2 protein-coding genes and 1 pseudogene are annotated in these 2500 nt (G+C 49.9%); 1 reads left to right on the forward strand and 2 read right to left on the reverse strand.

The genetic code is table 11. The features are described from left to right. A pseudogene (locus NDA01_RS31755) lies at positions 1–446 on the reverse strand (IS701 family transposase); the annotation flags it as partial. 764 nt (positions 447–1210) lie between these two features. Between NDA01_RS31755 and NDA01_RS31760 the strand changes: the two are divergent. Beyond that, positions 1211–2095: a DNA/RNA non-specific endonuclease gene (locus tag NDA01_RS31760; protein WP_348231196.1), complete on the forward strand. Its 885-nt coding sequence runs from the start codon at positions 1211–1213 to the stop codon at positions 2093–2095. Here NDA01_RS31760 and NDA01_RS31765 read toward each other — a convergent pair. Further along, positions 2096–2500 (reverse strand): nuclease A inhibitor family protein (locus NDA01_RS31765; RefSeq protein WP_348231197.1); only part of this gene is annotated, 405 nt, incomplete at its 5' end.

Below are 2500 nucleotides of genomic sequence, written 5' to 3' on the forward strand. Positions count from 1 at the left end.
GTGTCCTTGCCCCGGTACACTCGAAAGCTCCAAGGAATGCGCCAAGGCCCAACCACGAGATACAGCATGACCAGATGCACTCCTCGTTTACCGGGAAAGACAGAGACTAACTGCTCAAAGGCTTTGAACTTGCCTCGTTTCTCCAGTGTCGTCAAATCCACAATCACTTGCAGATGCGGTCGCTGACCGCGAGGAGGATACTGCTGGAGTTTCTGACGCACAGCCCTGCGTAGACGACGAATCACTTCCCGCGCTGACCAGCGATAGACGTTGAGGAAGCGGCTGAGAGCGCTGAGGGACTTTATTAGACTGTGTTCTGGCAGAGGAGCACCCTGGGCTCTAAGAAACAACGCCAACAAAGCTTGGAGGCTTTGACGCTGGTAGGGAGTCGGCATCCCATCGAGCAAGTGATAGATTAGTTCTTGAGCGTGGGCAAGAATGTCCATGGTTCTTGCAATCTATTGGTTCCACGCCCTTTCTCTCACCTTTCAAGCCTTGGTGCAAGATCTGAGCATTGAAACTCCTTATCACGATAATTCCAAAACACTACTTAAGGCGCTGAACTAGTCAGCCTCCCATAGGTAAACGAGTTCTTGGGTTGGGGAGTATAACAACGCATAAAAGTCATTACTAAACCTGACATAGCATTTTCCTACAACCTTAAGATCTGAAGGTCTCCACCAGGAGGGTAACTTCTCTATAGTTGCCATACTTGAATCGTCGCACTCTTCAATGTAATTAGGGGACAATCCCCACTCCCTAACAAACTGCTCAACATTTGGTGGTTTCGCTTTAAAGCGACAGTAGTATTTATAGCTGTCTATACCTAGCCCGTTGGTTAAGCAACGGAGGTTGGACACCTTCCCGGTAAAACTCGGATACCAAAGGTAAAATCCAGCATAAGTTGGGATGGCACTACGGGTATTCAGTAGATAGGGGGCAGCGAGCAAACGGAGCGTCATATAAGCAACGCAACAATAGGACCCAGCAATGACGCCAGCAAGGAGAAGTCGAGGAGCAATAGAAAATAAACGCCTTGATAGTTGGGCCATTGCAATTCTTCGATGAAGTAGCACCAAACTAGCAAATCTCTAACGCTCAAGCTTGTATTAGAGCCGTACAGCAAAGCGTTAAAGGTTTTGCCATCTTTTCTGGAGTTTCTAGAAAGCCCATAAGATATTGAGAAGGTGCAGCTTTTGGGAGGCGTGACGTGCCCATCAAATTTTTCGTGTGCTTAATCGGGCTGTTGTTGGCCTTAGCTGGATGCGCGATCGCTCCTCCCATTGAAAGTCCACCTTCAGTTCCAGCGCCAACTCCGATCCCTTCACCCTCGCCACCGACTTCTAGAAGTGTTCATTTACGGCTAGGCAATCCTAGTAATGCTGTGGCCGATGTTGCTCAAGCAGATAACTACTTGATGCTGAAGCCCCAGTATGCCCTGTCCTACAACCGCAGCAAAGGCACTCCCAACTGGGTGAGCTGGCAACTAAATTCCAAGTGGCTGGGAGAGGCAGAGAGGCAGAACAACTTTCGCCCAGACCCCCAACTTCCAACGGGTTGGTATCGGGTGACTCCCAGAGACTATACAAACAGTGGTTTCGACCGCGGCCATCTCACGTCATCGGAAGATCGAGGCGGAACAGTTGAGGCAAACTCTGCCACCTTTTTGATGACCAACATCATTCCCCAAGCGCCAGACAATAATCAGGGGCCGTGGGTGGCGTTGGAAGAGTATTGCCGAGATTTAGTCAGGCAGGGTAAAGAGCTTTACATCATCGCTGGAGGCAGGGGCCAAGGTGGTACGGGTAGCAAAGGTACAATGACCACGCTGGCAACAGGCAAGGTTGTGGTTCCAGCCAGCACGTGGAAGGTAATTGTGGTGCTCGACAAGCCAGGTGCCGGAATGAAAGGCATCACTAGCAATACGCGAGTCATTGCAGTGGAGATGCCAAATCGACAGGGGATTAAGAGGAATAGCTGGCAGTCTTTCAAAACCTCGGTGGACCAAATTGAAGCGAAGACCCAGTATGACTTTTTGAGCAACGTGCCGCAATCGGTGCAGCAGGTAATTGAAGCCAATGTTGATAGTCAGTAATCAGGTTTCAATGACTTTGGTGGAAAGTCCAACGCAGTCATTGCCGCAGGTGCCGATGATGTAAACATCAATCTCGATTTGCCCAACCCGATAAACCTTCACGTCGTTCAGGGTGCTGGTGATCGTGCTCTCTAGATTTTTGAATTTAGCAGCGCTCTCCTTCTCTTCGGGGCCGAACCAGTCCTGCTCCTCAGTGGCAGACCTGAAGAAATCTGACAAAGTTATCACCTTCACTAGGGCATCTGCTGGGTGTCCAGTTGCTTGAGCTAGTTTTTCGGGAGTCAAAGATTCTCCAGCCTGTCCTTCCCAAGCAAACACCTCAAATGGGTAGTCGGACTCACTCATGAATTGCAAGCCGCTACAGGTTTCCTTCAGTTTGCCGATTGCCTCTGAACTGCTCACGCT

Origin of the sequence: Trichocoleus desertorum AS-A10, assembly GCF_039962155.1 — a bacterium.
In the GTDB taxonomy this organism is placed as follows: Bacteria; Cyanobacteriota; Cyanobacteriia; order FACHB-46; family FACHB-46; genus Trichocoleus.